We start from the raw sequence: 24,717 nt of genomic DNA on the forward strand, positions 1-24,717 counted from the left end.
CGGGAGGCGGCCGGCCCCGCTCGTTTGGCTGGGTACCGAACCTGCGTTTAGAGCAGGATGAGCTTGTGCTTGAGCGCGTACTGAATCAGGCCGATGATGGATTTGGCCTTGGTCTTGGTGAAGATGTTCTTGCGGTGCGTCTCCACGGTCCGCTCGCTGATGAAGAGCTTTTCGGCAATGGCGGCGTTGGAATACTCGCCCGCAATGAGCTGCAGGATTTCCCGCTCGCGCGTGGTGAGGGGCACGGGCCGCTCGGAGGTGTCGCGGTTGGCGGGCACGTCGAGATGGTCGAGCAGGGTGGCGCCCACTTCGGCGTTGAAGTAGGTGCGCCCGGCCGCTGCCCGCCGAATGGCCGTGCTCAGCTCGTCGGCGGTGGTGTTCTTGAGCAGGTAGCCCGAGCCGCCGGCGCCCAGCACTTCCTGCACCGAGGCGTGGTCGTGAAACATGCTCAGGGCCAGCACCCGCACCTGCGGAAACTGCTCGCGGATGGCCCGCGTGAGCTGCACGCCCGACATCTGCGGCATGTTCAGGTCGACCACGGCCACTTCTATTTCGGGGTGTTCCCGCAGGCGTAGCAGGGCCTCGGCGCCCGAGTTGGCCATGGCCACCACGCGCAGGCCCGGGTCGTGCCCCAGCAGCACCCGCACGCCCTCCAGCACCAACTGGTGGTCGTCGACGAGCAGGAGCGGGATACTGGTGGCTGGCGGGGATGCGAAACTCATGAAAGGCGCGGCTAGACGGGCGGTAGCACGAAGAAACAACATTGAACGGGAAAGACAAGGTAAACAAGTGGTTAGCGCCGGCCACCCCCGAAGCAGCTCTTGGGCTACTCCCGGACGACCGGCGCCGTAAGCGCGCCCGGTGGGCGCGGGGCATTGGGGCAAGGGTAAGTCAGCCGTGTTTTCCCGGTGCACCCGCGGGTTCTACCAGCTCCGGCAGCGGAGTGCTGGCAGCGGAATCCTTGGTTGCGGGGCGCGGAGCAGCCGGTAAACAGTGACGGGTAGAAAGCATCGGCAGCACGGGAAATCGACGAAGCGGATTTACACAAAGAAAACCCGCTGCCACACCGGCGGCAATCCGCGCTGCCGGGCAATTTGCCCTACCCTCCGCCCCTGAGTGGTTACTGCGTACTGGTACGGATGCCCGCGCTTTTTCTCAGCCCGGGCGCCCCCCTGCCGAACTGCGGTGCTGCCGGCCGAAAACCAGTCCCCGGTTATTCTTACTTTACTCTATGCTTGAGCCCGTATCATTTCTTTACTCCTTCAAACAGCACCACACGCTCCCCATCCGCCTTATCGCGCCCGGCTTCGGCCACCTCCCGGCCGAAGTTGTCGCTCAGTACGGGCTGACCCACCGCAAGTCCCACTACTTTCTCTTCTTCATGCTGGAGGGCCGGGCCCACCACGGCGTTGACCTGCAACAGTTCAACATAGCCCGCACGAACTGCTGCTGATCCTGCCGCACCAAATCAACCAGCTGCCCGCCTCCGGGCACGGCACCGACTACTTCAAGCTCGGATTCGACGACCACTGCCTGGCGCTCCTGCCCCGGCAGTACCCGTTTCTGGTCAATCCGCTGAACCAGCAGAAAATCCGGTTCGCGCCAGCGGCGGCCCGGCCCAGGGCCGTCTTCGAAATACCGCTTTCTGCTGTCCACTTCTCCCCTGCTGCCCTAGCTATTCCCTCTTCTGCTACCGCTGAGCTGCTGATTGCACACTGGCGGGAGGCATGTGGTGGCCGGGCACCGCAGGTCTGCCAGCCCACGGCTCTGGTTTTCAGAAAGTCCGTCCTCCGGTCCCGCACTGCTTGCTGCGCTGCATCCGTTCCGCACCTTTTGCTCGACCAGATCAGCGAAGCCCACCGGCTCATGGAGAGCAACCAAGCCGGCGGCAAGATTATCGTGACGACCTGACAACCCGCAACCTCCCGGGCGCAGCCAAGGAGCGTCTGCTGACTCCACTACCGGAGCCCGCCGGACACCAAACAAAGAGGGCTCTTTCCTATCTGGAAAGAGCCCTCGTGGCAGAGCAAACGATGCAGGGGGAAGCCGCGGCTTAGCGGGCAGCTACGCCGCCAGCCTTGGCAATGACGTTAAAATTCAGCGTGAAGTTGTCGTCGATGGCCTTGTCGGCGGCGGCGCCGAACAGGGTTGAGCCGTACTTCACATCATACTTGCTGCGGTCGATGGTGGCCGTGCCCGAGGCCGATGCCACGCCATTTTTCACGCCTACTTTGGCCGGGAAGCTCACCGGATTGGTCTTGCCCTTGATGGTCAGGTTGCCCGTGACGGTGGCGTTATTACCGTTGGCGTCGCCCTTCAGCGGCTTGATGCTGGTGATGACGAAGGTGGCGGTGGCATATTTATCCACACCGAAGAAATCGTCGGACTTGAGGTGGCCCACCAGCTTGGCGTTGTAGTCGGCGTCGGTCAGGTCCGTGTTTTTAATCGAGGCCATGTCGGCCACGAAGGTGCCGCCCACCAGCTGGTTGCCTTTTACCTGCACCGTACCGCTTTGCAGTGCGATGGTGCCGCTGTGCTGGCCGCCGACTTTCTTGCCCACCCAGCCGAGGGTGCTCAACTGCGGCTGCACTTTGTAGGTTTCCGTAGCGGCTTTGGTTACAGCCGGTTTGCCAGCGGCCGGGCCGTTGGCAGCTTGCAGGGGAGCCGACAGCACGGTGGCGGCGAACAGCAGGGGGAAGAGGATCTTTTTCATGGTTTCTGTGTGAGAGTTGACTTGGACCGAGGTTGGGCGGAAGTCGAAATCGGGAGCGGAAGCAACTGCCTGCCGTTCATATGTACATACATTTAATGTATATACATAGTTTCATGGCAATGAAAATTCCTTACCCGCTCAGTAGCTGAACCGGGCGAATGAGCGTCGTTAGGCTATTGCTGCTGGGCGAGCCACTGGCGGACCGCGGCCAGGCTGCCGGCTGTGATTTCGTGGCCGCCCGCGCAGGGTTCGTAACGGGGCCGAATGCCGAGCGTCTGCAGGAAAGCCACGGCCTGGTCGGCGTAAAAGGCCGGCAGCTTGTCGTCGTGGCTACCGTGACTGATGAAGAACTCAACCCGCTGCACCTCGGCGGCCGGCGCGTGGTGTTGCTTCGATTCTTCCAGCAGCCGGCCGCTAAAGGCCAGTACGCCCCTCACCTGCGCCGGGTGGGTCAGGGCCAGGTCGTAGGCCATGATGGCACCCTGGCTGAAGCCGAACAGGTATACCTGACCGGCCGGAATGCCGTAGCGGGCCGTGGCCTCGCCGAGGAAACGCCGCAGCAACCGCTGCCCGTCGAGCTGCTGGGCCTGGTTGAAGACGGGCTTGCCCGTCGAGAAATCGACCTGGTAAAAGCCGAAGCTGGCCGGGCCGAACACCAGCGGGGCCCGCACGGCCAGTACCAGCGTGCGGTCATCGGCCAGTTGCTCGCCCGCCGGCAGCAGGTTCAGCTCGTTGCCGCCCACGCCGTGCAGCAGCAGCACGAGGCGGCGGGCGCCCTGCGCCTGCGCCGGGTTGACAAGGCGGTAGTCCAGGGACAAATCAGTGAGCAGCGGGGGCTGCGGCGGGTTGGCGACGGTCATGGTCGTAAAAAGCGAACAAGTGAGAAGCAAGAGCCACCAGCTCCGGCTGGGGGGCCAATTCATACCCGGGAAGAGGCCTCGGCGCGCAGCAGCAGACGGATGCCCCAGGCGTCGGTGGCGAGGACGCCTTCGGGGAGTTGCGCCACGGTGTAGCCCGCAGCTTGCAGGCGGGCGGCGGCCGCGTCGCGGGTAGCCGTATCGGGTAGCCACATTTCCCAGCGCAGCAGGCGGGCGTCGGCCTCCGTCGCGGCGGGCGAGTCGGCCGCCCACACGTTCAGCCCCAGGTGGTGGTGGTAGCCCCCGGCGCCCACGAACAGCGCCCCCGGCAAGCTCCAGGTTTCGATGTCGAAGCCCAGGGCCTGGTGGTAAAACGCGGCCGCTTCGGGCAGGCTACCGGTGTAAAAGTGCAGGTGGCCGATGGTGGTGCCCGCCGGCAGGCCTTGCCACGTTGTGTCGCCGGCCGCTTGCAGCACCCCGGCCTCATCGAGCGGGTCGAGAGCCGACTGGATTTCGCCCTCGGCCGTCACCCACCACTCCGCGCGCGGCCGGTCGCGGTACACCTCCACCGTGAAGCCGTCGGGGTCGGTCAGGTAGGTGGCTTCGCTGTAGCGGTGGTCGGATGCGCCCAGGTGTACTCTCTGCGCCCGTACGTGCCGCACGAAGCGGCCCAGGTCGGCGCGGGTGGGCAGCAGCAGGGCAAAGTGGTAGAGACCCAGCCGGCCCCGCCGCGGGACGGCATTCGCACCGGGCTGCTCGTGCAGACGTACCAGCACCTGCGGACTCCCGGCCACGCCCAAGTCGGCCCCGGCCGCCTGCCCTGCGCCAGCCGGCGACTGGCCGAGCAGCGCAAAGCCGAGCACGCGCTGATAAAATTCCAGCGAGCGGGCCAGACTGGCCACCGCCAGGTGCACCGTACCCAGGCGAATGGCGGCCGGCAGCGCCGTCGGCGGATGCACCCCGATGCGTTCGGCGGGCAGCGAAGAATAGGCAAGCAGGGCAGGTTTCATAAGCAGATGAAGTAGAGCGGGCAACGGCAACCAGGGCGCGGGGCAGCAGGAGCTTTTGCATGGCCGCACTTTGGCGGTGAACAAGTAAGTCAAAGGTCCGCCCCCGACCGGCCTTCGCGCATTATCCTAGGATAAGAAAGTACTGAACTGGCGCGTTTTCCGGTGCTCGATAATAGAAAGCACGGCCGCGCTGTCCGCGCTTCGGGTTTCTCGCCCGTTGCTGGTATTCGATACTCTGGAGGCTGCCATTTCACCATTCCCGGCCTGATCCGCTGCATCCAAGATCAACCCCGCATTAGCACCCTGTCGCACAAATCCTATTTCCATGGGACACGTGGGCACGCTACCAGACAATGCGGTAACCGGCCATAACTAGTACGCCTTATCCGGAAATGACTCGCAAATAATTTTCAGCCAGCCGTGTGCAAAGGCGAAATCCGCTGCATCTGATTCACGAGCGACCAGCCCCTGGCAAGGTGCTTTCCGCTTGCTAAACTCAATCCGCTTTTCGTATGAAAACACATCTGCTCATTATCCTGCTGCTGCTCCCGTGGTTGGTGCGTGCCCAGTCCTTTACCGTAAGAGGAGTTGTTCGTGCCAGCACCGACCGGGCGTTGCTGGCCGGCGCCAGCATTGTGGAGAAGGGTACCGCCAACGGGGCCGCTGCCGATGCCCAGGGCCGCTTCACGCTCGTGACCACCCGTCCCACCCCCCGCCTGGTGGTTTCGTCCATTGGCTACGTAACCAAGGAGGCCGCCATCACCCGCAACACCGATTCGTTGGTGGTGTTTCTGCAAGAAGACACGCGGGCCCTTTCCGAGGTGGTTGTCACGGGATACGCCGCCGCGCCGAAACGAAGCGTGACCGGAGCCGCCTCTGTGTTGGCGGGTAAAACGTCGGGAGTCATGATACGCGGCCTCAGCAGCGTTGCGGCGGCACCCCGCGCAGACAAAAAAGCCGCGCGTAACGAAACGCGGGTTGGAGCTGGGATTCTCACCGCCGGGGAAATAAACGATTTCAGCAAATGGAAGCTGTGGCCGGATGTTGCCCAAAAGGATTTGAGCGAGTGGCGCCAGCGCTGGCAAATCAGCCCGCTGCAACGCTACACGGCCCAGCTGGTGACCGAAGACGGCTTTCCCGTGGTGGGGGCTACCGTACTGCTAAAAGACAGTCGGGATTCCCTGATCTGGCAGGCCGTGAGCGACAACACCGGCAAATGCGAACTATGGAACGCCCTGTTTGCCGGGGCTGAGGCGCCAAAAGTCGCCGCCTTGCAAGCGGTAGTGGACGGAAAAATCTATTCGGTCGGCCACCCTACCCTCTTTCCCGAAGGCATCAACATCGTCCGGGTCAAGGCACCTTGCCGGGCACCTTCAATGGTAGACATTGCGTTTGTAGTAGATGCCACCGGCTCGATGGGCGATGAAATTCAGTACCTGCAAGCTGAACTTGGAGCCGTCGTCGCCACAGTGAAGGATTCGCTGGCGTCCTCCACCGTTAACCTGGGAAGTGTTTTCTACCGGGATGCCGGGGATGAGTACGTGACCCGCACCTCCCCCATCAGCGCCACCATTCAGCAAACCCTGGACTTTATCCGCCGCCAGCAGGCCGGAGGTGGCGGGGACTTTCCCGAGGCCGTCGATGAGGCCCTTGCCGTGGCAGTAGACGAACTTGCCTGGTCCCCCCAGGCCAAGGCCCGCCTGTTGTTTTTGATTCTGGACGCGCCGCCCCATGAAAATCCGCAGGTGCTGGCCTCGCTTCAGCAGTCCATCCGCAAAGCGGCGGCCAAAGGCATCCGAATCATCCCCATTACGGCCAGCGGCATCGACAAAAGCACGGAGTACCTGATGCGGTCGATGGCCCTGGCCACCAATGGTACCTACGTGTTTCTCACCGACGACAGCGGCGTGGGCGATGTTCACATCAAGCCGACCACGGACAAGTTCGATGTAGAATTACTCAATTCGCTGTTGTTCAGACTCATTGTCCAGTATGCTTACTCGCCCGACTGCCAGCCCCCCAAAGCCAAGGCGCTATCCAACCAGCACCATCCGGCACCGGATACGGCAAAGGTGACGGCCAGCGCGCCTCGACGCGGAAAAGGATATGCCTGGAAGTGTTACCCCAATCCCACCCCCGATATCCTGCACGTGGAGCTGGAAGGCGGAATAACGGAACTATTTGTCACCGATGTGACCGGCAAAATAGTGCTTCGGGAGGCTCCTGCTCACAACAAGGCTACTATTCAGCTAGGCAGCTTTCCTACCGGTATCTATTTTTTAACCTTCTACACGGGCAAAAAATGGGAAAAAGCGAAATTCCTAGTGAGTAGGTAGTCGCCGAGTACTGCTGCCAGAGTACTTATGCCAAGCCTGGGGGCTTTCGCCCCAAAGCCGGAGTTTGCATACTCGCTAAAGAAAAAGCCCCACTTGCGCAGTGCAAGTGAGGCTTTCAGTGATTCCGCTGGGATTCGAACCCAGGACCCGTACATTAAAAGTGTACTGCTCTACCAGCTGAGCTACAGAATCGTTTTCTTTGTGGTCGGCGACCTGCTGTCGTCGATTGTGGCACAAAAGTAGTTGGCTGCTCATCTAATGCCAAATTTTCAGGCAAAAAAAATTGCAGCGTATGGGCTGCTGATTGTGTTTTTAGCGCAATGTGCTATTCTTCAGGCAGCTCCTCCTCTCCCATCCGCCGCTGACTCGCTCTTCACCGGCGGGCGGCCGCTGGAAGCTTATCAGCAATACCGCCAACTGCTGCACCGGCGCCTGGTGAGCCGGCAGCAACTGCTGCGCATGGCCGCGGTGCAGGAAAGTCACGACCAGTACCCGGCCGCGCTCTACTACCTGAACCTGTACCAGCAGTACTACCCCAGCCCGGCGGTGTGGCGCAAAACGGCCGAGCTGGCCGCAACCCACCGCCTGACGGGCTACCCCGACAACTGGCGGCAGCAGCTGGGTTTGTCGCTGCGGCGCTACTATCCGACCGTGCTGCAGGGCCTGCTGGCCATTGGCGTAGCCGTGGGCACACTGCTGCTGGTGCGGCGGCGCGGGCTGGCGCGCGGGTGGTGGCTCACCTACGGCTTCTATCTGCTATTCGTGCTGGCGTTCCTGAACATCTTCGATACCAGCACCGTGGGCCTGGTGTGCCGGCCCCGGGCAGCGCTGATGAGCGCGCCCAGCGCCGGCGCGGCCTGGCTGACCACGGCCGCCGCCGGTGACCGGCTGCTGGTACGCGGACAGCAGGACATCTGGTACAAGGTGTTGTGGCGCGGCCGCACGGCCTACATCCGGCAGCACGACCTGCTACTGGTGCAATAGGCGCTGGCTAGCGCACCGGCGAGTCTTTCTCCTTGCGAAACTCGTTGAGCACCAGCCGGTCCATGATGCCGGCGGGCAGCCATTTGTTCAGGAACACCGTCAGCTTGCCCTTGCCCGTCAGCACCAAGGTGGGGCTGCGCTGCTGCACGGCCCGCAGAATGTGCTGGGCCACTTCCTCGCTGCTCATCATGCTGGCCTCGTCGCGGGGCGACTCGCCCTGCTGCGAGCCGTCGGCGGCCAGGGCGGTGTTGCGGATGTTGGAGGCGGTGAAGCCGGGGCAGGCCGTGAGCACGTGCACGCCCTGCGGGGCCAGCTCGGTGCGCAGGGACTCTAGGAAGCCGTTCATAGCAAACTTGGAGGCCGAATAGCCGGTGCGGCCCGGCAGGCCACGGTAGCCGGCAATGCTGGAAATGCCCGCCACGCTGCCGCGGCTGCTGAGCAGGTGCGGCAGGGCGTACTTGGTGGTGTAGACGGTGCCGAAGAAATTGGTTTGCATCAGCCGGCGAATGACGTCGAGCGAGGCATCGGCGAAAACGGCGCGCATGGAAATGCCGGCGTTGTTGATGAGCACGTCGAGGCGGCCGAAGGCCTGCACGGTTTCGGCCACGGCGCGCTGACAGTCGGCTTCTTCGCCCACATCGGCGCGGATGGCGAGGGCCTTGATGCCCTGGGCGGTGAGTTGGGCGAGGGTTTGCTCCAGGCGGGCGGCGTCGCGGCCGGTGATGGCGACGCGGGCACCGGCACGGCCAAATGCGACGGCGCAGGCCTGCCCGATGCCGGAGGTGCCGCCCGTAATCAGTACTACTTTTTCGTGCATGTGCAAAAACGCGGAATGAAGCCGCGGCAACGGCCGGGGCTAGCGGGCAAAACTACGGGCTTTTTCGGCAGGCCCGGAACCCGCCGGGCGTTGGTCGACAAAACTGGCGGAACCGTCGATTCCGGCGGTTAAAAGTTGGATTGAGGGGTGTTAAGCCTTGGATTTCCTCGCTACATTTAAGGCGGTGAATTCCCTCCCTACCGTCGACTTTATGACGCAGCATCTACGATTTGGGCGCCTGGCGCCCTTGTTTATTGTATTGGCCGGCTGGCTATCAGCCTCATCGGCGGCGGCGCAGTGCCCGGCCACCACCAGCATCTGCACGCCGGGCTCGGCGCCCTTGTCGTCGTTTCCCTTCGCCATGGGCATTTTCAACGTGACGCTGGGCACCATCAACAGCAACACCTCGGGCGTGGCCGACGGCTTCAAGGACTACTCCTGCACGGTGGGCACCTCGCTCACCATCGGGCAGAACTACACCATGCAGGTGCGCACCAATGCCTCGGCCGACGAGAACGTGCGCGTATGGATTGACCTGAACAACGACGGGCAGTTCAACAACACGGCGCAGAGCAACGGCGGCGAACTGGTGTTCAGCTCCTCGGGACGCGGCACGCAGTCGGGCACGGTGCGCCTCAACGCGGGGGCCACCACCGGCGTGGCCCTGCGCATGCGCGTGGCCGCCGATTACGTGAATGTGGCCGTGCCCACGCCCTGCTCGACGCCGCAGTACTCGCAGACCGAGGACTACCGCGTGACGCTGCAGGCGGCCACGGCGGCCCCGGTGGCGGCCTTCGTAGCCGACCAGACGCTGACCTGCTCGGGCTGCGTGCAGTTTACGGACCAGAGCACCAACGGCCCGACCAGCTGGCTGTGGGACTTCGGCGACGGTACGACCAGCACCCAGCAGAACCCGCGTAAGTGCTACGCCACGGCCGGCACCTACACCGTGGCGCTGACGGCCACGAACACCACCGGCTCGAACACCAGCACCCGCACTGGCTACATCACCTACAACAGCCAGGTGCCGGTGGCGGCCACCTGCACCCCGGCCACGCTCAACTACTGCTGCAACTACGGCATCACGGGCGTCACGCTGAGTACGCTCAGCAACACCTCGGCCAGCGGCACGGCCGGCTACCAGGACTTCACCTGCACCAACCGCGTGTCGCTGACGGAGGCCACCCGCTACCCGATTACCATCATCACCAGCAGCAACCGGCAGGATACGCGCGTGTGGCTGGATATGAACAACGATGGGCAGTTTGCCAGCACGGAGCAGCTGCTGCAGTCGCTCGACCAGGCTTCGCCGGTGACGGGCTTCGTGACCATTCCGAACACGGCGGTGAAAAACACGCCCCTGCGCCTGCGCATCGTGTCCGACTACGTGGGCTCGAGCTTTACGGCCTGCACCGGCGTGCAGCAGGGCCAGGCCGAGGACTACACCGTGACGGTGCTGCCCAATACCCAGCCGCCGACGGCCGATTTCACTTCCAACTACACCAGTACCTGCACCAACCCGGTGCAGTTCACGGACCAGAGCTCCAACGCCACCAGCTGGGCGTGGACTTTCGGCGACGGCGGCACCTCGACCCAGCAGAGCCCCTCGCACACTTACGCCGCCTCGGGAGTGTACGACGTGGTGCTGACGGCCACCAACGCCTACGGCAGCCAGACCATGACCAAGCGCGCGTACATCGCCGTATCGGTGCCCTGCCTGACGTACTGCACGTCTACCGGCACCAACCTCAACACCTGGATTACCTCCGTGCAGATCAGTGGCGGCTCGCTCGCTACGCCCTTCGCCAACAATTCGGGCGCGGATGCCGGCGGCTATGGCAACTACACGAACCGCGTGGCGGAACTACGCCTGGGCACCACCTACACGATGAGCGTGGCGACGGGCAACAATTTCCAGCGCGCGACGACGGTCTGGATTGACTACAACCGCAACGGCTCCTTTACCGACGCGGGGGAACAGGTGCTGAACGTGACGGGCACCACCACCATGACCAGCCTGCTTACCCTGCCGACCACGGCCAGCGCGGTGGGCTTTACCCGCATGCGCGTACTGATGCGCCTGAACGGCAACACCCCGCAGCCCTGCCTGCAAAACCAGGTGAATGCCGAAACGGAAGACTATTCCGTCAACATTTCGCCCGCGCTGGCTACGGCCGCCGCCCGGGAGCTGCCCGGCCTGGAAGTGTACCCGAACCCCACGGCCGACGGCCACCTGCAGCTGCGCCTGCCCGTAGCGGCGGCAGGCACCTACGAGGCTACCGTGGAGAACCTGCTGGGGGCCGTGGTGCTGCGCCAGCCGCTGCGCCTGGGCGCCGCCACTGATGCGGCCCTGAGCCTGAGCCAGCTGCCGCAGGGCGTGTACGTGCTGCGCCTGCGCGGAGCCGGGGGCGAGCAGGCCGCCCGCCGCATCGCGCGAAACTAAATTTATCCGCCAAGATTCTCGCCCGGCCGGAACCAGCGTTTCGGCCGGGCTTCACTGCCTTTTCTCCCCCATTTATATGACCAAACTTTTCCTCCGCTACGGGTTGCTCCTGTTGCTGCTGCTGGGCCTGGCGGCTCCGCAGGCGCAGGCCTCCCACTTGCTCGGCGGCGAAATGACGTACAGCTACCTCGGGGCCCTCGGCACTGGGACCACGCCGTTTCGCTACCGGGTAACGGTGCAGATCTACGTCAACGCGGCGCTTACCGGAGCCAACCCCTCCAGCGTGCCCGATGGCCGCCCCCAGATTACCGTCAACTTCTACAACAAGTCGCAGAACGGGGCGCTGATCCGCACGGTGAACATCAACCGGCAGAGCAACCCACTCATCGTGCCGCCGGGCTGCACCTCGGCCGGCACGCCGGTGCCGGTGCGCCTGTGTACGTACACCACCACGGTGGACTTGCCCGTGTCGTTTGACGGGTATTATGCCGCCTACACGGACGGCACCCGCAACCGGGGCATCACCAACCTGGCCAACCCCTCGGACTCGCAGCAGCAGACCATCTACATGGAAATGGCTCCGCCGCTGCTGCCGAATACCTCGCCCACGTTTTCCGACACGGCGGTGGTGGTTATCTGCCAGGGCGACACCAGCCTGTTTCTGAACAACGCCGTCGACGCGGAAGGGGACCGGCTCGTGTACTCGCTGGTCACACCCTACGACCGGCTGGCCAACAACAACGTGTTTACGCCGCCGCCCGTGGCGGTGCAGTACGCGGCGGGCTACGGTCCGACGACGCCCTTCGGGACGGCGCCGGGCAACTTCGCCGCCCTGAACGCCAGCACCGGCTTGGCCACCTACGCCGTAACCCAACTGGGCAACTACGTGGTATCGGTGGAAGTCAAGGAGTTCCGCACCATCAACGGGCAGCAGGTACAGGTGGGTGCCACCCGGCGCGAGGTGCAGCTGGTAGTGCGCACCTGCCCGCCCAATAACTCCCCGCAATTCACCGCCAGCTCCGTGGCCCAGCACCTTTTCACGGTGGAGGAAGGCCAGACGCTGAACTTCACCATCGGCACCACCGACGCCGACGGCAATACCGTCACCCTGAAGGCCAACAGCGTGCTGCTCGACGGCACCGGGGGCTACAACGCGACCTTTGGCGGGCAGGCGGGCACGGTGCTTCCGGGTGCCCTCACCGGCAGCGCCTCGGTGGTGGGCGCGGGCGGCAACGCCAGCGCGGCGTTCCGCTTCACCCCCCGCTGCGGCGACGCCCGCGCCAACCCCTACGACGTGGCCATTACGGCCACGGACCAGGTGAACTGCAATTCCAAAACCATTGCCGACGTATTCCAGATTCAGGTCACGCGTACAGCGGCGCCCACGGCGCTGAGCGGCGACAGCGTGGTGTGCGACGCCTCGCAGGTGCGCACCTACACCGCCACCGGCCCTACGCCGGCCGGCGGCTACAACTGGCGCGTGCAGGGCGGCACCATCCAGGGCTCGGCCACCGGCTCGGCCATCCAGGTGCGGTGGAACAGCACCGGCCAGGGCCGCGTGACGGTGCGCAACATCTCGGCCTTCGGCTGCCAGAGCGACTCTGTAAGCCGCAGTATCAACATCCGCCCGGCCAGCACCCTGGCCGTGACGGCGTCCGCGCCCAGCATCTGCGTGGGGCAATCGGTGACGCTGACGGCGACGAACGGCACGACCTATACCTGGACCGGCGGCACCGGCACGCTGCCCAGCGGCGGCAGCATCACCGTCTCGCCGACGCAGACCACCACCTATTCGGTAACCTCCAGCGACGGCGTGTGCACCACCACGCGCACCATCACGGTGACGGTAAACCCCTTGCCGCAGGCCAACGTCGGCGCGACGGCCACCCCGAGCGTGTGCTCGGGTGAGTCCATCATCCTGGGCGCGGCACCGGTCGCCGGGCTGACCTACCAGTGGAGCCCGGCGACGGGGCTGAGCAGCACCACGGTGGCCAATCCGACCCTGACGCTCACCAACGCCAGCGGCAACTCTATCGCCCAGACGTATACACTGACGGTTACCACCACCAGCACCGGCTGCACCAGCACGGGCACCGTGACGGTGAGCGTGAAGCCCGGCGCTACGGCCAACGCGGGCACGGCGCCCACCTTCTGCTCAGGCGAATCGGCCCAGCTGGGGACGGCGGCCGTGACGGGGCTGACCTACCAGTGGAGCCCGGCGACGGGCCTGAGCAGCGCCACGGTGGCCCAGCCGACGGTGACGCTGACCAACACCACCGGCGCCCCCATCACCCAGACCTACACCGTAACGGCCACCACGGCCCTCGGCTGCCAGGCGACCAGCCAGGTGGTGGTGACGGTGAATCCGCTCATCGAGGCCCTGCCCGGCAACAATGTGGCCATCTGCTCGGGCGCTTCGTCCCAACTGGGCGCGGCGGCCGTGACGGGTTTGACGTACCAGTGGAGTCCCGCCACGGGCCTGAGCAGCGCCACGGTGGCGAATCCTACCGTCACGCTGACCAACACCACCGGCGCCCCCATCACTCAGACCTACACGCTGACGACGACCTCGACCAGCACCACCTGCTCGGGCACCGCCACCGTGACGGTGACGGTGAACCCGCGGCCGCAGGTGAATAGTCCCGGCACCCCGATTACCTGCTCAGGCACGGCGATAGTGCTGAACGGGGCCACGGCCACCCCCGGCGTAACCTACGCCTGGACTTCGGCCACCCTCAGCGACCTGAACAACCCCAACTCCCCCACCCCGGTGGCCCTGGTCACTAATACGGGCACGGCGCCCATCGTGCGCACCTACACGCTAACGGCCACTAATCCGGCTGCCGTGGGAGGTTGCACCAGCACCACGGTCTTTACCCTGACGGTCAACCCCGCGCCGATTGTGCCGCCCGGTACCACCGTGACCGTGTGCTCGGGCAGCACTCCGCCGCAGTTGGGCGCCGCTCCCCAACCGGGCTACACTTACCAGTGGGTACCCGCCACGGGCCTGAGCAGCGCCACCGTGGCCAACCCCACCTACATCCAAACGCTGGCCCCAGGTGCCGGACCGCTGATTACGACGTATACGCTGACGGCCACCACCCCGCAGGGTTGCGCCGGGTTCAGCCAAACGACCGTGACGCTGAACCCGGCCGCCCGCGCCGTAGCTGGCAACGACACGACCGTCTGCACGGGCAATATTGCCCGGATCGGCCGGCCGGCCGTGGCGGGCTACACCTACCAGTGGAGCCCGGCCACCGGCCTGAGCAGCGCCACCGTGGCCAACCCCACCGTGACGCTCCCGAACCCGAGCACCACGGCCCTTCTTACCCAGCGCTACATCCTGACTGTGCGCAACAGCTTCGACTGCCAGGACCGCGACACGGTAGTGGTGACGGTGAATCCGACCGTACTGGTGACGCCCGGTGCCTCGCCCCGGAGCGTGTGCTCGGGTGACCCGATTACGCTAGGGGCCCCGGCCGTGGCGGGCTACACCTACCAGTGGAGCCCGGCCACCGGCCTGAGCAGCGCTACCGTGGCCAATCCTGTGTTCAACCAGACGCTGGCCCCTGGCTCGGCCCCGCTGACCATTACGTATACGCTGACGGCTACTTCGCCGCAAGGCTGCCCGGCCACCGCGCAGGTGGTGGTGACCCTGAACCCCGGCGTGGACGTGCAGGCTGGTCCGGACGTGGCCATCTGCGCGGGCAAATCGACGCGCCTGGGCACGCCGGCCCGCACCGGCTACCAGTACCAGTGGACGCCGGCTACCAACCTGAGCAGCGCCACCGCCGCCCAGCCCACCTTCAGCACCCCGCTCAACAGCGCCGCCCAGACGCTGCGCTACGTGCTGCGGGCTACCACGCTGCAGGGCTGCTCGCTCACCGATACGGTAGTGGTGACGGTGAACCCGCGCCCGGCCAACGACAGCATCCAGGGCACGGCTTCGGTGTGCCCCACGGTGCAGGGCGTGGCCTACAGCATCCGCAACCCGCGCAACACGGCCTACCAGTGGATTGTCAACGGCGGCACCATTGCCAGCGGGCAGGGTACGCCGAGCATCACCGTGAACTGGGGCGCCGCCAGCAGCACGGCCAACGTGCGCGCCTTCCAGCTGAACGCCGCCACCGGCTGCTCGTCCGACACGGTGACTTTCCCGGTACGCATCAACTCAATTCTGCTCACGCAGAAGCCCACGGGCCCGCTGCGCGTGTGCCAGGCCGATGGCCCCTACACGTACCAGACCCTGCTGACTGCCGGCTCGGTGTACGGCTGGCAGATCATCGGCGGCACGCAGGTGAGCACCAGCGGCGCCGCGGTGGTGGTGAACTGGACGCGCGCCGGCATCGGCAAAATCGTGGTGACGGAATCGAGCAACCCGGCCGGGGGCCGCTGCCTCGGCACTTCCGATACCCTGTTCGTGACGGTGCTACCCTCGCCGGCCGCCCTGACCGTCAACGGTCCGGCCCGCGTCTGCACGGGCACCGCGGCCACGTTCCAGGTGCCTTCAATTGCCTCCCCAACTTACCAGTGGACCCTGAACGGCACGGTGGTGCCCGGCGTGGTGACCAACAGCGTCACCTTCCCGACGCTGGCTCCCGGCCCGTACACGCTGTCGGTAGTGGCCACCAGCAGCGGCGGCTGCGCCAGCCCCGCGGCCACGCGCACCTTCACCGTCGATCCGCTGCCGGGGGCGCCCACCGTCACGGGCCCGCGCTCGGTGTGCCCCGAGGGCCTCACCGGCGTGACGTACAGCATCGGCAGCGCCAGCAGCACCAGCACTTACCAGTGGACGGTCGTGGGCGGTACGGTCGCCAGCGGCCAGGGCACCGGCACCGTGCAGGTGAACTTCTCGGCCACGGCTACTACTCGCAGCGTGGCGGTGACGGAAACCTCGCAGTTTGGCTGCGCCGGCCCGGCCACCACCATCATCCTGCCGCTCGACAACGCGACGGTGGCCCTGAACGCGGCGTCGGTGGACCAGACCACGGACCGCAAAATCACGCTGGCCCTCAGCGTAGCCGACCGCACCAACAACGCGGGCCAGGTGCGCATCCTGCGCCGCAACGCGGGCAGCACGGCCGCCTTTGCGCAAGTGGCCACCGTGGCCAACGCGGCCACCAGCTACGATGACACCAGCGCCGATGCCGACGCCACCGCCTACGAGTACCGCCTGGAGCTGCTCAACAGCTGCGGCACGGTGCTCAACAGCGCCAACCACACCACCATGCGCCTGGAGGTGACGGGCACCCAAGCCGGCGCGGGCCGCGCCCAGGATGCGGTGAGCCTGCGCTGGAATGCCTACCAGGGCTTCGCGGTGCAGCGCTACGAGGTGTACCGCCAGGCCGACGGCGGCGCGGCCGAACTGGTGCAGACGATGACGCCCACCACGGCCCCGGACTACACCGTGAGCTTTGCCACCAGCGCCGCCGGCTTCGACCAGCACTACCGCGTGAAAGCCGTGGGCGCTTCGCAGGTGTCCTTCTCCAACGAAGCCGGCCGGGCCTTCACCAACGAGCTGGAGTTCTACAACGTGATGACGCCCAACGGGGACAACCTCAACGACCAGTTCACCATCAAGAACGTGGCGCTGTACCCGGGCAACGCGCTGGGCATCTTCAACCGCTGGGGCAAGCAGGTGTACCAGACCCGCAACTACCAGAACACCTGGACCGGCGACACCCAGCCCGCCGGCACCTACTATTTCCTCTTCACCGACGGCAATGGCAAGGTGACCAAAGGGTGGTTTGAAATCATCCGGTAACCACCGCGTACGATTCGCTGCAAACGGCCGTTCGGAGCACATCCGGGCGGCCGTTTTGCGTTACCTTCCGGCCGCTTTATTTCCCTTGTCGTTATGCGTTTTCTATCGATTCTGGTCCTGCTGCTGGCCAGCCTGACCGCCCACGGCCAGGCCATTCTCAACCTCGACTTCGAGCCCGAAGCCAACCACCGCCGCCCGCTGCTGCTCTGGTCCCGCCGCCAGCACCCCGACGACCTGCTCATCCGCCTCGACACCACCAGCCGGGCCCAGCACGGCCGCGGCAGCCTGCTCATCGATGCCTCGCGGGCCGAAGAGCCGGAGGGCACTTTCGTTTCGGCCTCCTTTCCCGTCACCGATTCGCTGCGCGGGCAGATTGTCACCTTCACCGTTTGGGTCCGCACGGAGGAGTTTGTGGGCCACGCCTCGTTCCAGGGGTATTCCGGGCGCCAGAACGAAAACCTCTCCAGCAACCGCAACGACGTAGCCGCGCTGACGCCCACGGCCGACTGGCAGCCGCTGCGCACGCAGGTACCTGTGAGCCGGGAAGCCGAGTCGGTATCGGTTTCGCTGTACGTGAACGGGCGCGGCCGCATCTGGCTCGACAACTACCAAATGCACCGGCGCGGCCAGCCCTACGTGGATGCGCCCCTGCCCGGCACCGAGGCCCTGCTGCTGCCGCCCGGCACGCCCCTGCCCGACTGGGACTTCGAGCGCCGCGGCCCGGCCGAAGTGCGCGGCCCCCAGGCCTGGCCCCGCCGCTGGCAGCTCGATTCGGCCGTGGTACAGCACGGCCGGCGCAGCCTGCGCGTGCCGGCCGCCAGCCCTGATGCCGCGCCGGTGTACCTGGGCGTGGTGCCCCTCGATTCGCTGCAGGACAAGACGCTGACCATCCGCGGCTACGTGCGCTACGCGGCGGCGGCGGGCGCGCCGGCGCAGCTGCGCTACCGGCTCATCAGCAATAGCGACCGGCTGGCCTTTCCCTACGACCGGTTTAAGTGGATCGGCCAGCTCGCCGCCGCGCCCCTACCCGCCCCCGCCGCCACGCCCGGCTGGCAGCCCTTCGAGCTGAAAATCCCCGTTGCCGAGAAGTACAACCTCTCCGAGCTGACGCTGTTGCTGCAGCCCGGCGCCACCGCCGTGTGGCTCGACCACCTGGAGCTGCTCGTCAACGGCCACGGCTTCACCCCCACGGCCCCGCCCACGCCCGGCCTGCCCACGGCCGCCGAGCTGGCCTGGCTGCGTAAAGCCGCCGTGCCGCTGCGCACCACCGCCCCCGACGGCGGCGACCAGAAAGACCTGGCCGCCTTCGGGCAGCTGGTGGGCACGAGCAAGGTCATCGGGCTGGGCGAAGTCACGCTGGGCTCCCACGAGCAGATGCAGCTCAAGCACCGCCTCTTCCGCTACTTGGTGGAGCAGAAGGGCGTGCGCCTGCTGGCCCTCGAAGCCGACCTGGGCCCCTGCCTCGCCCTGAACGACTACCTGCAAACCGGCCAGGGCGACCCGAAAGCCCTGGTGGCCGAGCTGCCCGCCTGGGATACCGCCGAAATGCTGGCCCTGGTGCAGTGGATGCGCAGCTACAACCAGCGCGCCCCCGGCCCCAAGCTGCAGCTGCTGGGCCTCGACCTACAGGAAGCCCCCGCCGGCCTGCGCTACCTGCGCCCGCACCTGCCCGCCAGCCCCAACTACCGCACCGACAAGCTAACCGAGCTACAGGCCCGCCTGCGCGAGCTGGAAGCGGCCAACGTCCGCCTGCACCTGCTCAAGCAGCCCGACGCCCCCGCGCCCCTGCTTACCGACGTGCGCCGGCTGCTGGCCGAGCTGCGCACCGCCTACGAGTTGCCGGCCAAGCTCAGCAGCCGCTACCAGCCCTTCCCCGGCGAAGCCGTGCTGCTGCCCCAGCTGCTGCGCGTGGCCGAGCAATTCAGCCTCTACCACACCCTCGCCGCCAGCCTGCGCCCCTCCTACCGCGCCGCCTGCCTGGCCGAAAACCTGCAGTGGGCCCGGCAGCAGACGGCCGGCGGCAAGGCGGTGGTCTGGTCGCACAACGAAAGCCTCACCACCTACAACCGCGACGACGAAACCCTGGGCATGCAGCTGCGCCGCCAGTACGGCCCCGACTTCCTCGCCGTGGGCCTGGCCTTCCACGAAGGCACCTTCCGCGCCCTGCGCGCTGAGGAGCCGCCCGCCTTCGTCACCGCCACGGCCGCGCCTTCCGCCGTGGGCAGCTACGAGCATTACTTCCGGGCCGCCGCCCTGCCCGCCGCCCTGCTCGATATCCGCACGCCCGAGCTACTGCCCGGCACGCAATGGCTGTATGAAAATCTGCAGTTCCGGGAAGGCACCCTGAAAGCCTACATCCAGCCCTTCGGCCGCCACAGCCTCCGCCGCGAATTCGACGCCTTGCTGTACCTGCCGAAGTCGACGCCGGCCCAGGCGGTGCAGTAGGTAGCCGGCCAGGCCCCACCAATGCCCGTACCCGTTGCGCTGCAGCAGCGGGCACGGGCGTTTCCAATCACCGCTGGCCCGGTTGTATCAGCTACCGTCCCCGAATACACTACTCGACTTCGCTCCAACACCTCCCGACTTCGCTTCAACACTACCCGACTTCGCCCCAACGCCTCCCGACTTCGCTCCGACACTACTCGACTTCGCTCCGACACCTCCCGGCTTCGCCTCAACACCTCCCGACTTCGATTCAACGCCTCCCGACTTCGCCCCAACGCCTCCTGACTTCGATCCAACCCCATCAGACTTCGATTCAACGCTTCCCGACTTCGCTCCAACGCTACTTGACGGCGTCCAAACAGGTCTTGACTACGGCAAAACACCTCCCGGCTTCAGCAAAACCCTGCCCGCCAGCTACATCACGGCACCGCTCCACCCCGCGCCGTCCACAAAATCCGTGACATCCGAAAAATCCGCACGAATCCGTGGTCTATCTTTGCGCCCGTGAATCCCGTCATGCCGAACCCCAAGAAAATCCCGGCGGAAGACCTCCGCCACGTGGAAATCCAGGATATGGTCGCCGAAGGCAAGTGCCTGGTGCGCCACAACAACCTCGTCATTTTCGTGTCCGGCGTCGCGCCCGGCGACGTGGTGGACCTGCGCATCACCAAGTCGAAGAAAAGCTACCTGGAGGCCGAGCCGGTGTTCTTCCACAAGTACTCGGACCTGCGCGTGGAGCCGTTCTGCCAGCACTTCGGCACCTGCGGGGGCTGCAAGTGGCAGCACCTGGGCTACGAAACCCAGTTGCTGTACAAGCAGCAGCAGGTCAACGATACGCTGCAGCGCATCGGCAAGGTGGAGCTGCCCGAAATCCAGCCCATCATGGGCTCCAAGGAGACGACCTACTACCGCAACAAGCTGGAGTACACCTTCAGCTACCAGGGCTGGCTGACCTCGGAGCAGATCAAGGACGAGACCAAGCAGTACGACCGGCGCGTGCTGGGCTACCACCTGCCCGGCCGCTTCGACAAGATCATCGACATCGAGCACTGCTGGCTGCAGCCCGACCCGTCCAACCAGATTCGCCTGGCTTTCCGCGACTACGCCCGCGAAAACAACCTGCGCTTCGGCAACCTCTTCAAGCACACCGGCCTGCTGCGCACGCTCACCATCCGCACCGCCAAGAGCACCGGCGAGCTGATGGTGGTGGCCATGTTCTACCGCCAGCACCAGCTCATCCCGGTCATCCTGGATTACCTGCTGGAGCAGTTCCCCGGCGTCACGTCGATGAACTACGTGCTCAACGACAAGGGCAACGACTCGCTCGACGGGCTGGAGGTAATCTGCCACCACGGCCTGCCCTACATCCACGAGGAGATGGAGGGGCTGCGCTTCCGAGTGGGGCCGAAGTCGTTCTACCAGACCAACTCCGAGCAGGCCTACGAGCTGTACAAAGTCGCCCGCGAATTTGCCGGCCTCACCGGCCAGGAGCTGGTGTACGACCTCTACACCGGCGCCGGCACCATTGCCAACTTCGTGGCCCGGCAGGCCCGCGAGGTTATCGGCGTGGAATACGTGGAGCAGGCCATCGAGGACGCCAAGCTGAACTCGGAAATCAACGGCGTGCAGAACACCAAATTCTACGCAGGCGACATGAAGGACGTGCTCACCAAGGACTTCACCGCCGAGCACGGCCGCCCCGACGTCATCATCACCGACCCGCCCCGCGCCGGCATGCACGTCGACGTGGTGAACCGCCTCATCGAGCTGCGCGCCCCGCGCGTGGTGTACGTGAGCTGCAACCCCGCCACCCAGGCCCGCGACCTGGAGCTGCTGGCCGATACCTACCGCGTAACCCGCGTGCAGCCGGTGGATATGTTCCCGCACACCCACCACGTGGAGAATGTGGTGCTGCTGGAGCTGAAGTAACGACGGTAGTTGAAATTGTCTGTCATGCTGAGCAAAGCGAAGGACCTTATCACGGTATATAGTAACCTTAGGTCACCTATCGTTCAAACTTGGTAAGGTCCTTCGCTTTGTGTATGCCAGATGAAAGCCGACACGTTAAACAACGATATCCTAACCAAATATGGACCAAGCCAGCGTAAAAGAGCCGAAAGACAGAAAATGGTTTGGCGTCCGAATCATTTACCGATTCATCATTTCCGGTGAACCAGTCCCATCAACTATTGACGCCTTCTATACAGCCGATTACGCGGCCTATGAGGAGAGTATCATTCTCGTCCAGGCCAGCTCCTTTGACGAGGCCTATGCTGCAGCCGAGCATATAGGCCGTCAAAACGAATCGACCTATTTGAACCGCTACCACCAAACCGTTACGCAGTCATACTACGATTACATTGATTGCTTCTGGCTGCCGAATTCGACGATAAAATCCGGCACAGAAGTATACTCGAATATTGTAAGTACCACCCGGAGCATAACCGCAGAGGCGTTTATTGAGTCTATCCCGCTGTCTGCTGAAGGCCCCAAACACATGCTCATGCACAAATAGGCGGAGCTGCTTAACTCATCCCTTTCACATGGACTACGCCAACGACCCCGAGCTGAGCGGCAAGTACCTCGGCACCATCACCAAGGACTTCGCCATTGTGGCCGATACGCTGAAGGAAGCCTCCTACCAGATCCGCCGCAACGACATCAAGTACCCCATTTTCATCTTCTCCCGCGTCCCGGTGCCCTTCGGCTCCCTGCTCCTCTCCCCCGAGGAAGTAGCCACCGAGTGGTACGTGCTGGCCTCCTACCTCGACGTGTTCGTGCAGCAGGGCCTGGTGGCCGAGGAATTGGTCGAAGATTTCCAGCGCGCCTACAAAGACCCCGACGAGTTCTGCTGCCTCTTCGTGGTCGACGGCGAGTTTACCAAGTTCGTCTTCGTGCCCTACCCGGAGGACTAGGCCGAAGTGGTACTACGACTCAAAAGTCGTAGTACCACTATCGTTGCTGACGTTGAACGGTTATATTGGCTCAATAACAGAGGTAGTACCAAGCCTTCGGCAATTGGTACTACCTCTGCGCTAACTACCCTTATCGATTATGTCAGCTCTCAATCTACAGCCGCACAAGCTGTATCATATCTACAATCGAGGCAACAACCGCGAAGCTATTTTCTACTCGCCGGAGAACTATCGGTATTTCCTCACCAAGCTCCGCCGCTACCTCACGCCTCACCTGCGCATCCTGGCCTGGTGCCTAATGCCGAATCACTTCCATTTGCTGGTGCAGGTGCGCGAGCGAGCCGATCTGCCCCGCTGCAGCATTGACTTACGTCTGCTGCTTAGTTCGTATACCCGAGCCATTCAAAGCCAATATGGCCGCACCGGTTCGTTGTTTCAGCAGCACACCAAAGCCAAGGAACTGGACAACAACGAATACGCGCTGGCCTGCTTTTGCTACATCCACCAGAATCCGCTGCGGGCTGAGCTGGTCAGGGAGCCGGCACAATGGGTCTGGTCTTCGTACCAGGATTACGCCGGCCTGCGTAGCGGCACATTATGCGACCGGGCAGCCGCAATAGAGGTGCTGAATTTGCCGACTGAAGCGGCGCAAATAGCATAGCTTATCCGGCAAACGCTGCCAGCTGATGTAGCGGCAGCGCTGTATTGATCCGGATTGTTCAACGTCAGCAACGACAGCGGTACTACGACTTTAAAGTCGTAGTACCGCCCCACTTCACTACCGCCCGAAGTGCGACCAGCCCTGGGCCCGCAGCGGCACGGCGTTGCCGCCTTTCGTCGCCAAAATAGCGCCGTCCGCGGCCTCGGTGATTTTGCCGATGATGGTCACGTCGGGGTGGTTCTTGAGCTTGTCGAAGTCCGACAAGGGCACCGTGAACAGCAGCTCGTAGTCCTCGCCGCCGTTGAGGATGCACATCACCGGATCGAGCCGGAACTCGTCGGCCACGTCGTACACCTGCTGGTCGGCGGGCAGGCGGTCGGAGAAGATGGTGGCGCCCACGCCCGAGGCGGCGCACAGGTGCATCACCTCCGAGGCCAGCCCGTCCGATACGTCAATCATGCTGGTGGGCGTCACGCCCAGGTCGCGCAGCATGTGCACCACGTCCATGCGGGCCTCGGGGCGCAGCTGGCGCTGCACCACGTAGTCGTAGGCTTCCAGGTTGGGCTGGGTTTCGGGGTCGGCCAGGTAAGCCTGCTTTTCGCGCTCCAGGATCTGCAGGCCCAGGTAAGCCGCGCCTAGGTCGCCCGTCACGCAGATCAAATCATTCACCTGCGCGCCGGAGCGCCGCGCCGCCTGCCCGCGGGCCACCGTGCCCAGGGCCGTGACGGACACCACCAGCCCGCCGCGCGAAGCGGTGGTGTCGCCGCCCACCACGTCGACGCGGTAAGCTTCCGAGGCCAGGCGCACGCCGTCGTAGAATTCCTGCACCGCCTCCACCGAAAAGCGGCTGGGCAGGGCCAGGCTCACGGTAATCTGGGTGGGCAAGGCGTTCATGGCGGCAATGTCGGAGACGTTGACGGCCACGGCCTTGTAGCCCAAATGGCGCAGGGGGCAGAACGCGAGGTCGAAATGCACGCCTTCCACCAACAGGTCGGTGCTGACGACGATTTCGTGCTCGGCGGGCGGGGCCAGGATGGCCGCGTCGTCGCCGATGCCGAGCACGGTGCTGGGCTGGTGCAGGGTGACGGTATCCTGAATCAGGCGAATCAGGCCGATTTCGCCGACTTGATTGAGCGGAGTTACTTGTTCGGACATAGCAGTAGGCACTACGGTGCGCGGGCCGCAAAGGTAGCGCCCCGCAGCCCCGAATCCATGATTACTCTGCCTGCTCGATGCCGTCGGGGTAAATGGTTTCAAGGCGGGCCGAATCCTTGGCGGCCACCCAATCCAGCACCAGCCGGCCGTTGCCGGGCAGCTGCACCCGCGCCTGCCACTGCCCCGCGCCGGTTTCGGTGGCCGTAATGCGGCCGGTGGCCAGCGCCGCCGCCACTACCTTTTCGGGCTGCGGGGTGTATAGAATCCAACCGAAGCCGAAGCCCACTGGCGGTCCGTAAGCCTGGCGGGTGCGGCGAAAATCGGCGTCACGGCGCCGGAACTGCTGGGCCTGGTCGCGCACGAACTGCGGCGTAAACCAGCCGGCTTTGGTCAGGTAGTCGAGGTAGCGCTGCGCCCGGGCATAATCCACCTGGTAATGCGCGGTGTCGCCGCGGCCCTGCTTGCTGACGGTGGCAGTCAGCAGCCGGTCCAGCTCGGCCTGGTGGCCCTGGTACCACCGCAGAAAATGCCGCACGGAGCCCGCGTAGCGTGCCGCTTCCGGTGAGTTTGGTGTTGCCGCTGCCACGGGAGTCTGGGTCTCCTCCGAAACCGAGGGC

Annotated in this window: 17 protein-coding genes and 1 tRNA gene; 10 read left to right on the forward strand and 8 right to left on the reverse strand. The window is 64.8% G+C overall.

Annotated features, from left to right (window positions below; translation table 11 throughout):
- Positions 1 to 47 precede the first annotated feature (47 nt).
- Positions 48 to 722 (reverse strand): response regulator transcription factor, encoded by a 675-nt coding sequence (locus FDY95_RS19615; RefSeq protein ID WP_171025757.1) that lies wholly within the window; start codon positions 720 to 722, stop codon positions 48 to 50.
- Between the two features lie 509 nt (positions 723 to 1,231).
- Here FDY95_RS19615 and FDY95_RS19620 point away from each other — a divergent pair.
- A complete protein-coding gene (locus FDY95_RS19620) occupies positions 1,232 to 1,453 on the forward strand; it encodes a hypothetical protein (RefSeq protein ID WP_138080227.1) in 222 nt (73 codons plus the stop codon).
- A 600-nt stretch (positions 1,454 to 2,053) separates the two neighbouring features.
- Here the strand turns inward: FDY95_RS19620 and FDY95_RS19625 are convergent.
- From FDY95_RS19625 to FDY95_RS19635, 3 genes are all read right to left on the reverse strand, one after another.
- Positions 2,054 to 2,713 (reverse strand): YceI family protein, encoded by a 660-nt coding sequence (locus FDY95_RS19625; RefSeq protein ID WP_138080228.1) that lies wholly within the window; start codon positions 2,711 to 2,713, stop codon positions 2,054 to 2,056.
- A 173-nt stretch (positions 2,714 to 2,886) separates the two neighbouring features.
- Positions 2,887 to 3,573 carry an alpha/beta hydrolase gene (locus FDY95_RS19630; RefSeq protein WP_171025758.1) on the reverse strand — a complete coding sequence of 229 codons (687 nt, stop codon included), beginning with the start codon at positions 3,571 to 3,573 and terminating at the stop codon, positions 2,887 to 2,889.
- 59 nt (positions 3,574 to 3,632) lie between these two features.
- Positions 3,633 to 4,580 (reverse strand): VOC family protein, encoded by a 948-nt coding sequence (locus FDY95_RS19635; protein ID WP_138080230.1) that lies wholly within the window; start codon positions 4,578 to 4,580, stop codon positions 3,633 to 3,635.
- Positions 4,581 to 5,092: 512 nt separating this feature from the next.
- Between FDY95_RS19635 and FDY95_RS19640 the strand changes: the two genes are divergently transcribed.
- Positions 5,093 to 6,916 (forward strand): carboxypeptidase-like regulatory domain-containing protein, encoded by a 1,824-nt coding sequence (locus tag FDY95_RS19640; RefSeq protein WP_138080231.1) that lies wholly within the window; start codon positions 5,093 to 5,095, stop codon positions 6,914 to 6,916.
- Between the two features lie 119 nt (positions 6,917 to 7,035).
- On the opposite strand, the gene FDY95_RS19645 is transcribed toward FDY95_RS19640, so the two are convergent.
- Positions 7,036 to 7,108: transfer RNA gene (locus FDY95_RS19645), tRNA-Lys, on the reverse strand.
- 243 nt (positions 7,109 to 7,351) lie between these two features.
- Here FDY95_RS19645 and FDY95_RS19650 point away from each other — a divergent pair.
- Complete coding sequence (locus FDY95_RS19650; protein ID WP_138080232.1) at positions 7,352 to 7,900, forward strand: SH3 domain-containing protein; 549 nt, start codon at positions 7,352 to 7,354, stop codon at positions 7,898 to 7,900.
- Between the two features lie 7 nt (positions 7,901 to 7,907).
- Here the strand turns inward: FDY95_RS19650 and FDY95_RS19655 are convergent, their stop codons facing one another.
- Complete coding sequence (locus FDY95_RS19655) at positions 7,908 to 8,717, reverse strand: SDR family oxidoreductase (RefSeq protein WP_171025759.1); 810 nt, start codon at positions 8,715 to 8,717, stop codon at positions 7,908 to 7,910.
- A 211-nt stretch (positions 8,718 to 8,928) separates the two neighbouring features.
- On the opposite strand from FDY95_RS19655, the gene FDY95_RS19660 reads away from it, so the two are divergent.
- The 7 genes from FDY95_RS19660 to FDY95_RS19690 all read left to right on the forward strand — a co-directional run bounded on the left by FDY95_RS19660 (position 8,929) and on the right by FDY95_RS19690 (position 22,945).
- Positions 8,929 to 11,160, forward strand: a complete 2,232-nt coding sequence (locus FDY95_RS19660; RefSeq protein ID WP_138080234.1) for a GEVED domain-containing protein — start codon at positions 8,929 to 8,931, stop codon at positions 11,158 to 11,160.
- A gap of 76 nt (positions 11,161 to 11,236) precedes the next feature.
- On the forward strand, positions 11,237 to 16,924 hold the full coding sequence (locus tag FDY95_RS19665; protein WP_138080235.1) for a gliding motility-associated C-terminal domain-containing protein: 5,688 nt from the start codon (positions 11,237 to 11,239) through the stop codon (positions 16,922 to 16,924).
- A gap of 93 nt (positions 16,925 to 17,017) precedes the next feature.
- Positions 17,018 to 19,369 carry an erythromycin esterase family protein gene (locus tag FDY95_RS19670; RefSeq protein WP_138080236.1) on the forward strand — a complete coding sequence of 784 codons (2,352 nt, stop codon included), beginning with the start codon at positions 17,018 to 17,020 and terminating at the stop codon, positions 19,367 to 19,369.
- A gap of 516 nt (positions 19,370 to 19,885) precedes the next feature.
- The gene (rlmD, locus tag FDY95_RS19675; protein ID WP_138080276.1) at positions 19,886 to 21,298 is read left to right on the forward strand and encodes a 23S rRNA (uracil(1939)-C(5))-methyltransferase RlmD; all 1,413 of its coding nucleotides are present in this window, start codon (positions 19,886 to 19,888) and stop codon (positions 21,296 to 21,298) included.
- Positions 21,299 to 21,458: 160 nt separating this feature from the next.
- Entirely contained in the window at positions 21,459 to 21,884 is a 426-nt protein-coding gene (locus FDY95_RS19680) for a DUF4288 domain-containing protein (protein ID WP_138080237.1), read from the forward strand.
- A 28-nt stretch (positions 21,885 to 21,912) separates the two neighbouring features.
- On the forward strand, positions 21,913 to 22,284 hold the full coding sequence (locus tag FDY95_RS19685) for a hypothetical protein (protein ID WP_111480109.1): 372 nt from the start codon (positions 21,913 to 21,915) through the stop codon (positions 22,282 to 22,284).
- Between the two features lie 139 nt (positions 22,285 to 22,423).
- On the forward strand, positions 22,424 to 22,945 hold the full coding sequence (locus FDY95_RS19690; RefSeq protein ID WP_138080238.1) for a transposase: 522 nt from the start codon (positions 22,424 to 22,426) through the stop codon (positions 22,943 to 22,945).
- 117 nt (positions 22,946 to 23,062) lie between these two features.
- Here the strand turns inward: FDY95_RS19690 and thiL are convergent, their stop codons facing one another.
- Together thiL and FDY95_RS19700 are read right to left on the reverse strand one after the other, a co-directional pair.
- On the reverse strand, positions 23,063 to 24,100 hold the full coding sequence (gene thiL, locus FDY95_RS19695; RefSeq protein WP_138080239.1) for a thiamine-phosphate kinase: 1,038 nt from the start codon (positions 24,098 to 24,100) through the stop codon (positions 23,063 to 23,065).
- Between the two features lie 61 nt (positions 24,101 to 24,161).
- Positions 24,162 to 24,635 (reverse strand): hypothetical protein, encoded by a 474-nt coding sequence (locus FDY95_RS19700; protein ID WP_138080240.1) that lies wholly within the window; start codon positions 24,633 to 24,635, stop codon positions 24,162 to 24,164.
- Positions 24,636 to 24,717 lie beyond the last annotated feature (82 nt).

The sequence above is a fragment of the Hymenobacter jeollabukensis genome (assembly GCF_005771675.1).
GTDB lineage: Bacteria > Bacteroidota > Bacteroidia > Cytophagales > Hymenobacteraceae > Solirubrum > Solirubrum jeollabukense.

What these genes read in the sequence shown, in the direction of transcription:
- FDY95_RS19615 (WP_171025757.1), bottom strand. Translation starts at nt 722, where the DNA reads ATGAGTTTCGCATCCCCGCCAGCCACCAGTATCCCGCTCCTGCTCGTC.
- FDY95_RS19620 (WP_138080227.1), top strand. Translation starts at nt 1,232, where the DNA reads ATGCTTGAGCCCGTATCATTTCTTTACTCCTTCAAACAGCACCACACG.
- FDY95_RS19625 (WP_138080228.1), bottom strand. Translation starts at nt 2,713, where the DNA reads ATGAAAAAGATCCTCTTCCCCCTGCTGTTCGCCGCCACCGTGCTGTCG.
- FDY95_RS19630 (WP_171025758.1), bottom strand. Translation starts at nt 3,573, where the DNA reads ATGACCGTCGCCAACCCGCCGCAGCCCCCGCTGCTCACTGATTTGTCC.
- FDY95_RS19635 (WP_138080230.1), bottom strand. Translation starts at nt 4,580, where the DNA reads ATGAAACCTGCCCTGCTTGCCTATTCTTCGCTGCCCGCCGAACGCATC.
- FDY95_RS19640 (WP_138080231.1), top strand. Translation starts at nt 5,093, where the DNA reads ATGAAAACACATCTGCTCATTATCCTGCTGCTGCTCCCGTGGTTGGTG.
- FDY95_RS19655 (WP_171025759.1), bottom strand. Translation starts at nt 8,717, where the DNA reads ATGCACGAAAAAGTAGTACTGATTACGGGCGGCACCTCCGGCATCGGG.
- FDY95_RS19660 (WP_138080234.1), top strand. Translation starts at nt 8,929, where the DNA reads ATGACGCAGCATCTACGATTTGGGCGCCTGGCGCCCTTGTTTATTGTA.
- FDY95_RS19665 (WP_138080235.1), top strand. Translation starts at nt 11,237, where the DNA reads ATGACCAAACTTTTCCTCCGCTACGGGTTGCTCCTGTTGCTGCTGCTG.
- FDY95_RS19670 (WP_138080236.1), top strand. Translation starts at nt 17,018, where the DNA reads ATGCGTTTTCTATCGATTCTGGTCCTGCTGCTGGCCAGCCTGACCGCC.
- rlmD (WP_138080276.1), top strand. Translation starts at nt 19,886, where the DNA reads ATGCCGAACCCCAAGAAAATCCCGGCGGAAGACCTCCGCCACGTGGAA.
- FDY95_RS19680 (WP_138080237.1), top strand. Translation starts at nt 21,459, where the DNA reads ATGGACCAAGCCAGCGTAAAAGAGCCGAAAGACAGAAAATGGTTTGGC.
- FDY95_RS19685 (WP_111480109.1), top strand. Translation starts at nt 21,913, where the DNA reads ATGGACTACGCCAACGACCCCGAGCTGAGCGGCAAGTACCTCGGCACC.
- FDY95_RS19690 (WP_138080238.1), top strand. Translation starts at nt 22,424, where the DNA reads ATGTCAGCTCTCAATCTACAGCCGCACAAGCTGTATCATATCTACAAT.
- thiL (WP_138080239.1), bottom strand. Translation starts at nt 24,100, where the DNA reads ATGTCCGAACAAGTAACTCCGCTCAATCAAGTCGGCGAAATCGGCCTG.